Genomic DNA, 7,363 nt, shown 5'->3' with positions numbered 1-7,363 from the left:
AAACGGGCCTGGTCCTGACCACAGGGATGATCGTCATTCCCCAGACCACGACCGTGCGGAAGATGCTGGCCCGAAGAACGGGGATGGGCCTCAAGTCGGTGGACGTGCAGGTTCGCAACTACGCCCAAGATCAAAGCCCATATTGACGGAGGGATGAACGATGAGGATGATGATCCGCGCGACAGTGGTTTTTCTGGTCCTGGGATTTTTGTCCCCCGTGCCCATGGCGTGGTGTTGCGAACAATGCCGTTCGGCCACGACGGCCACGGCCGTGCCCTATCATGAAGAGGCCTTGTTCAACTACTATCTGGCCCGACGTTACCAGGCCGAAGGCCGCTACGAGCTGGCCCGGGAGAAGCTGGTCCTGGCCTTGGCCATCGCCCGCAACGAGGAGTTTAGGGCTCAATGCCTCTCGGAACTGCAACGAACGGAAGACATGATCTATGCCAAGCGGTTACAGATTCAGCGCTAAAACATTTCTGCACTGTCTGGTTCCGGCCCTGATCCTGATTTGGGCCGGGTCGGCCTGGGCCGGGTCGGGAATCTTTCCGACCCAGAAGGTCGGCTGGGATCTGGACAGCCAGTTGGAGGACCGCCTGATCGATCTGGGGGTGCTTCCGGAGTCCACGGTCATGGTCGTGACCACGGCCGTGAACCTGGGAGATCTCAAGACGGCTTCAAGCCTGTCCCGGTATGCGTCCGAGGAGCTGGCCATGTGGTTTGTCCAGAACGGCTACCGGGTCCGGGAAATCCGCAGGGCTGCAGACATCGACATGGTCCCGGAGACGGGGGAGATCATTCTGACCAGGGAGGAGAGCCGTCTACTGACGGACAAGGCCAACGTGTCCCTGGTCCTGACCGGGACCTACTCGGTCATGCCGGACCGGGTGGACTTCCATTTCCGGATTCTCGAGGCGGCCGGAAACGAGGTCCTGGCCATCGCCAAGGCCGGGGTGCCGATGTCCGCCGGTGTGTACGGCATGCTGACCAGGGAGGAGCGGGTGGCGGCCAAGGTCGTGCGGCCCACCGTGGAGACCAAGCCGGATTAGACCTATTCGACGTTGGCCGAGGCCACGCGCAGGACCTCCTCGAAGGTGGTCGTTCCGGAACGGACCAGATCCATCCCGGCCTGAAACAGGGTCGGGATTTTTTTTGTCCGGACCAGGGCCCGGAGTTCGGCCAGTTCGGCGTGGGAGCGGACGGCCTCCTTGATCTCGGAGTCGAAGGGGATGATCTCGAAGATGGCCAGACGGCCGTGGAAGCCGGTCCTTCGGCAGTGCTCGCACCCGGTTCCCCGGAAGGCCCGGCCTTCGGGAATGCGGTCGGCCACGCCCCATTCCCGGAGGGCCTGGTCGTCGATACGACAGGGAACTTTACAGGACGGGCAGATGGTCCGGACCAGGCGCTGGGCGATGGAGCCGATGATGGAGGCGTTCAGGAGGTATGCTTCCACCCCCAGGTCCCGGAGTCGGGTGATGGCCGAGACCGCGTCGTTGGTGTGCAGGGTGGAGAAGACCAGATGTCCGGTCAGGGCGGCCTGGACGGCCTGCTCGGCCGTCTCGAGGTCGCGCATTTCCCCGACCATGACGATGTCCGGGTCCTGCCTGAGGATGTGGCGGAGCATCTGGCCGAAGGTGATGCCGGCCTTGGTCTGGATGCCGATCTGGTTGAAGTCCTCGACGACCATCTCGATGGGGTCCTCGATAGTCACCAGATTGATCTCGGGACGGGCCAGGGCCTTGAGTGTCGAGTAGAGGGTCGTGGACTTGCCGCTGCCCGTGGGGCCGGTGACCAGGACCAGCCCATGGGTGGAGGCCAGAAACCGGTCGAAGATGACCCTCTGGGCCTCGGTCATGCCCAGGCTGTCCAGACCGAGAAGGGTGGTCTCGCTGGACAGGAGGCGGAGAACCATCTTCTCCCCGAAGGCCACGGGAATGGTCGAGACCCGGACGTCTGTGGGGACGGCATCCAGCATGAGCTGGATGCGGCCGTCCTGGGGGCGGCGTTTTTCGGCGATGTCCATGCGGGAGAGGCCCTTGAGCCGGTTGATGATGGCCTGGTGGATGGACATGGGCAGGGTGTGGACCGTGTGGAGGATGCCGTCGATGCGCATCCGGACCAGGCTCTTGTTCCTCTTGGGCTCCAGATGGATGTCGCTGGCCCGCTCCCGGATGGCCGAGCGCATGAGATAGTTGACGGCCTTGATGATGTGCCGCTGGGTGGTCGGGTCGGTCCGTTGCTGGACCTGGACCTGGCCCTCGAGGTTGCCCAGTTCGTCGGCGGCCTTGAACTCGCTTTCGGCGGCCTTGATGGACATCTGGAACTGGTAGAATTCGTCGATGAGCCGGGTGATGTCGGCCCGGGTGCCCAGATGGACCCGGTACTGGAGATGGGTGACCCGCTCCATGTCCTCCCAGAGTTCCGGTCGGAATGGATTGTAGACGACGATTTCCAGAAGGCCGTCGACAATCCGGATGGGAACGAGCATGTTTCGCCGGGCAAAGCTCTCGGAGATGGTCCTGGTGCTGACCTCCAGATCGAGTTCCAGGGGGTCGATGCGCTTGAACTCCAGGCCGTGGGCCTTGGCCACGGTCCGGACGACCAGTTCCTCCGTCAGTCTGGAGGTCTGGGGAAGCCAGGAAACCCCGGCCGGGGCCAGGCCGAGCTTGAGAAGATTGTCCATGCCGTCGGGCCCGGACAGATCGAATCCGAAGTCCTCCCGGGCCCTTTTTCGTCCGGCCTGGACCTGATCAGAGGTCAGGACATCCATTTTTTCCAGAATATTCAGGAGATTGTCCAGGGAATAGGGCAGGTTGGTCCGAAACAGGGATGGCGCGCTCATCGTTCGGCCCGGATCCGTTTCAGAATGGAGGTGGTTGAGTGGCCGGGCAAAAGGTCCAGGCTCAGGACCCGGCCGCCACGGGCCAGGACGACCTCGCGGCCGACGATGGTCTCAACGGGCCAGTCCCCGCCCTTGACCAGGACGTCGGGTTGCAGGGCCGTGATCAGCTCCAGGGGGGTGTCCTGATCGAAGATGACGACATGGGCGACGCTGGCCAGACCGGCCAGGACCAAGGCCCGGTCGTCCTGGGGGTTGACCGGTCTGGACGAGCCCTTGAGACGGCGGATCGAGGCGTCGCTGTTCAGGCCGACCACGAGGATGTCCCCCAGTAGGGAGGCCCGGTGGAGATAGTCCACATGGCCGGGGTGGAGGAGATCGAAGCAGCCGTTGGTGAAGACCAGAATTCCGGTCACGGCGGTCCGCAGTTTCCCGGCCTGATCGGTTGCCAGTATCTTGGATGCCGGATAGATTGAACTCTGGGTTGGAAGGGGAACGGGCATGGACTGGCTCCGGTCGTGTCCGGCGATGTCGACGGGCGAAAAGGTTCAAAATGTCAAGGAGTTCGAGGATAGATATGATAAGACTGATTGTAAAGGACGGCCGGATTCGGGCCATGGCCCTGGGCCTTGCGGCCCTTCTGCTTCTGGGTTCTTGTCTGGCCCGGCATCAGGACGGCCGGGACGCCGTGGAGGAAATGGTCAGGTCCATGAGCGTGGAGGAAAAGGTCGGGCAATTGTTCATGATCGGAATTCCCGGCCCGGACCTGGACGGCCGGACCGTGGAGCGCATTCTCGAGCGTCATGTGGGGAGTTTCGTCCTCTTTACCAAGAATTGTCCCGATCCGGAGAGCGTTGCCCGACTGACGGCTGGCCTCCAGGAGACGGCGGCCCTGACCCGGCTGAAGATCCCGGTCCTTGTGGCCATCGACCAGGAGCAGGGCCGGGTGACCCGTCTGACCACGGGGGTGACCCTCTTTCCGGCCAACTACGGCCTGGGCCGGACGGCTGATACCGCAAACGCCTGCGAGGCGGCTCGGGTCACTGGAGCGGAACTGGCCGCCCTGGGCCTGTCCCTGGATCTGGCTCCGGTGGCCGATGTGAACAGCAATCCGGACAATCCCATCATCGGGGTGCGGAGCTTCGGGGAGGACCCGGACCAGGTGGCCGAAATGACGGCGGCTGCCGTGCGCGGGTATGCCCTGGCCGGTGAAGGTTCCTGCCTGAAGCATTTTCCCGGCCACGGGGACGTGGACATGGACAGCCATCTGGACCTGCCGGTCCTTCACAAGACCCTGGCCGAACTGGAGGCCGTGGAACTGGTTCCGTTCCGGTCCGGCATCGAGGCCGGGGCCCCGGCGGTGATGACCGCCCACATCCTCTACCCGGCCCTGGATCCGGACCGTCCGGCCACGGCCTCCAGGGCCGTGCTCCAGGACATCCTGCGTTCCATGCTCGGGTTCCGAGGGGTCGTCATCAGCGATGCCCTGGACATGCAGGCCCTGTCCAAGCATTTCGACCTGCCCTCTCTGACTGTGGAGATCGTCAATGCGGGGTGCGATCTATTGCTCTTCTCTGAGAACCTGCCCTGCCCCTTCACCTTCGAGGAGCTTCTGGAGCCGGTATTGGAGGCGGCCCGGTCCGGAGCCATTTCCCGGGCGCGCCTGGACGAGGCCGTGACCAGGGTTCTCAGGCTCAAGGACCGATTCGTCCGTCCGCCCCTGCCTCCGGAGGAGCTGGGCCGGGTTCTGAGAACGGCCGAGCATCTGGCCCGGGAGCGGGAGATCACCCTGGAGGTTTTGGGCGTGAACACCGACGCCGGTTTGTTTCCGGTTCCGGTCCGGGCCGAAGGCGCGGCCCTGGTCACGGACCGGACCCGGTTTCTCGATTTCGTCCCCTGGATGCCGGGCCCCAGGGCCCTGGTCCGTTCGGCCGAGGACGAGCCTGTGTTCCGGCAGGCCCTGGAAGGGGCCGGGGAGGTCTGGATCCTGGCCGGGAGCAGGCCCCTGGTGGACATGTCGGCCAAGGTCCTGGCCGGACGCGATCTGACGGTCAGGTTCTTTTCCCTGAACGATCCGTATTTGGAAAGGGAGTTGCCGTTCGTTCGATCGAGCTATTTGAACCTGTTCGGGGAATGGGTGGCCCTGGGGCCTGCGGGTGAGTTTGTGGCCGGGCCCGGGGGGAATTGAGGGTGGGTTTGAGATCGGGGACGGGTTTCAAACCCGCCCCTACGGACGAAAATTGTCTCTTTTTTGGACAATTTTCGGTTTTTGGCCCGATCGAGAACCGTTGATATTTCTATAACATGTTGATTTCATCAATAAAAAATTATGGCTTTCATCGGCATGGTTCTTGGATTACCATTGGCAACGGATGAGGGGAATGGTTCCCCACACGCATTCACACATTTCAAATGGAGGTTTTTCTCATGACACTGCCCAGACGCAATGAAAAGGGTTTCACCCTGGTCGAGTTGATGATCGTCGTGGCCATCATCGGTATTTTGGCCGCCATCGCCGTGCCCCAGTTCATGGCCTATCGGCTCCGGGCCTACAACGCTGCAGCCAAGGCCGTGAACCATAACGTCAAGGCCGACAACGCCAACCTGAATTCCGAACTCGGTGGCTATGGTTGGACCGAAGCCGCCGCCGCCAACCTGCAGGCCGCTACGGCCGCCCAGGGCGTGGCCGACACCTTCACTGTTGCTGCCTTGGCCGTTCCGGCCGCCCCAGTCGCGATCGGCGGTCGCTTGGGTGGAACCATCTTTGATGCCAATGGTAACCAGCGCGACATGTCCGTGCCCACGGCCTATGGTTCAGACATGGTCAGTGAAATCCAAAACGAAATCGTGCCTGCAAACCCCGGTGACGTGTGCAACTCCTTCATCATCATGACCAGACATTACAAGGGCGACACCGCCTATGGCCAGGACAGCGACGTTGAAAATACCCTGTACTCGGTTTCCAACCCCACATGGCCCAACAATGCTGGTCTTCAGGCCACACCTCCCCCCGCAGTTGCTGTGAACACCGACGACTTCGTCGCCCAACCCGGTGGCGGTCAGCCTACAGCCAACTGGATGATGGTGCCCTGAGGCATAGCGAACGCGATGATGTATCAAACGGCGGCCCCTTGGCCGCCGTTTTCATTTCCAGACCCGGGGAGGCAGGTATGGGCAAAGGCGGGAAGCCGGACAGGGACCATCTGATCGAGGTTCTGGTGCTGGTGGCCGGGCTGGGCCTGCTGGCGACCATGGTTCTGGCCCTGTGGGGGTGGTTGTAGGGGCGGGTTTTAAACCAAGCCCCGGAATTTGGGCCGATTTGATTATTGGGGGCAGGTTTTTTACCGGGGGCAGGTTTGAAATCTGGCCCTACGGGATGGGGTGCGGCCGGGGGAGCTCAAGACAGCCAGGCGGCCGAGGCCTGGGTTTGAAAACAACCCCTACGCATTGTCCCCCAAGGGCTCCTGCCATGAATAGAAAACCCGTCCAACAACCGAACGCGGTCATTGGACGGGTTTTTCATTTGCAAATGGTGGAGGGCGCGGCGACCTGGCGCAAAACCGGATCGCCCATGGTGTGAACCACATATCGTTTCTTATTTTTGAACAGCATCATTTCCCTCCTGTTTTTCTCCTCCCGAAAGACGCAAAAACCGCCGGAAACCTCCGGCGGCATCCATCCGAACCGGGTGGACGGTCACTTGATCTCCGGCACCTTGTTGGGGTCGGCCGGAATCGCGGGCGCCTGCGGCGGCGTGTTCTGCGGAGCGGTCACCGGAACCCCGGCATCCTTCTGCGCCTCGGCCATGTTGAGCGGCGGCGCGGGCGGCATCACAGCCTCGTTTCCGGGGGCGGCGACCGGCACGGTTTCCGCCTGGTCGGCGGCCGGAATCGGCGTATTCCGCAAAATACCGGGAGCGACGTTATCCGGATCCCCGTAGTAGGCGGCCGGATTGGCCCCGACGGACGCATCGAGCTGGGCCTTCGCATTCTGAATGTTGATATAGCTGCTGGCGAGGTTGGTTTCGGCTTCGACCAGGTCGCGCTGCGCCTCGTTGAGACGGGTCAGCTCGACATTGCCGGCCTTGTAGCCCTCATCGACCAGGTCGCGCTGCTGCGCCGAAAGCTCGCGGGTCTTTTCATAGAGCCGGGTCTGCCGGACACTCTGCACGTAGTTGGCATATGCGGTGCGCACTTCGCTGACCACGGCAAGCCACTGGGCCGCGACGGTAAACTCGGCGACCGCAAGGTTCGCCTTGTATTCGCGGATTCTGTTCTCACGGATCAATCCGTTGAAAATCGTCCAGTCGGCGGTCAGGCCGTAACCGAACGACGGCGATTCGCTATAAGTGCGGTTAGGCTGGTTGCCCGGGGTTCCGTTCCACCCCTTGCGACGGGTAAGCGTCGTATTGTAACCGAAATTGACGTAGGCGTTGACCGTCGGCGAATAGGCGCTCCAGGTCTGGTACATCTGGTACTTGGCGATTTCGAGCTGTTCCCGGTACCCCTTGAGGTCGGGGCGGTT

At 62.4% G+C, this 7,363-nt stretch carries 6 protein-coding genes and 1 pseudogene; 4 read left to right on the top strand and 3 right to left on the bottom strand.

Going from position 1 to position 7,363, the window contains the following annotated elements; all coding sequences use genetic code 11:
- Window positions 1-166: 166 nt before the first annotated feature.
- Both EOM25_10790 and EOM25_10785 read left to right on the top strand, forming a co-directional pair.
- Window positions 167-472 carry a hypothetical protein gene (locus EOM25_10790; GenBank protein NCC25662.1) on the top strand — a complete coding sequence of 102 codons (306 nt, stop codon included), beginning with the start codon at window positions 167-169 and terminating at the stop codon, window positions 470-472.
- Entirely contained in the window at window positions 444-1,049 is a 606-nt protein-coding gene (locus EOM25_10785) for a hypothetical protein (protein ID NCC25661.1), read from the top strand. Before EOM25_10790 ends, EOM25_10785 begins: the two co-directional genes overlap by 29 nt.
- 2 nt (window positions 1,050-1,051) lie before the next feature.
- Here EOM25_10785 and EOM25_10780 read toward each other — a convergent pair whose 3' ends face one another.
- Together EOM25_10780 and rfaE2 are read right to left on the bottom strand one after the other, a co-directional pair.
- Window positions 1,052-2,842, bottom strand: a complete 1,791-nt coding sequence (locus EOM25_10780) for a type II/IV secretion system protein (protein NCC25660.1) — start codon at window positions 2,840-2,842, stop codon at window positions 1,052-1,054.
- Window positions 2,839-3,342, bottom strand: coding sequence for a D-glycero-beta-D-manno-heptose 1-phosphate adenylyltransferase (rfaE2, locus tag EOM25_10775; GenBank protein NCC25659.1), 504 nt, complete (start codon window positions 3,340-3,342; stop codon window positions 2,839-2,841). Before rfaE2 ends, EOM25_10780 begins: the two co-directional genes overlap by 4 nt.
- Between rfaE2 and EOM25_10770 the strand changes: the two genes are divergently transcribed.
- Window positions 3,300-5,027 (top strand): beta-N-acetylhexosaminidase, encoded by a 1,728-nt coding sequence (locus tag EOM25_10770; protein NCC25658.1) that lies wholly within the window; start codon window positions 3,300-3,302, stop codon window positions 5,025-5,027. The two genes, rfaE2 and EOM25_10770, sit on opposite strands and share 43 nt — an antisense overlap.
- Before the next feature lie 239 nt (window positions 5,028-5,266).
- Window positions 5,267-5,410 (top strand): annotated as a pseudogene (locus tag EOM25_10765) (prepilin-type N-terminal cleavage/methylation domain-containing protein).
- Window positions 5,411-6,535: 1,125 nt separating this feature from the next.
- Here EOM25_10765 and EOM25_10760 read toward each other — a convergent pair.
- Window positions 6,536-7,363: hypothetical protein (locus EOM25_10760; GenBank protein ID NCC25657.1), on the bottom strand; the 828-nt coding region annotated here is incomplete at its 5' end.

Source organism: Deltaproteobacteria bacterium, from assembly GCA_009929795.1.
Classification (GTDB): Bacteria; Desulfobacterota; Desulfovibrionia; order Desulfovibrionales; family Desulfomicrobiaceae; genus RZZR01.
The sequence above is the reverse complement of the archived record's forward strand: the minus strand, read 5'-3'. Positions and strand labels throughout refer to the sequence as shown.

What these genes read in the sequence shown, in the direction of transcription:
- EOM25_10790 (NCC25662.1), top strand. Translation starts at nt 167, where the DNA reads ATGATGATCCGCGCGACAGTGGTTTTTCTGGTCCTGGGATTTTTGTCC.
- EOM25_10785 (NCC25661.1), top strand. Translation starts at nt 444, where the DNA reads ATGCCAAGCGGTTACAGATTCAGCGCTAAAACATTTCTGCACTGTCTG.
- EOM25_10780 (NCC25660.1), bottom strand. Translation starts at nt 2,842, where the DNA reads ATGAGCGCGCCATCCCTGTTTCGGACCAACCTGCCCTATTCCCTGGAC.
- EOM25_10770 (NCC25658.1), top strand. Translation starts at nt 3,300, where the DNA reads ATGCCGGATAGATTGAACTCTGGGTTGGAAGGGGAACGGGCATGGACT.
- rfaE2 (NCC25659.1), bottom strand. Translation starts at nt 3,342, where the DNA reads ATGCCCGTTCCCCTTCCAACCCAGAGTTCAATCTATCCGGCATCCAAG.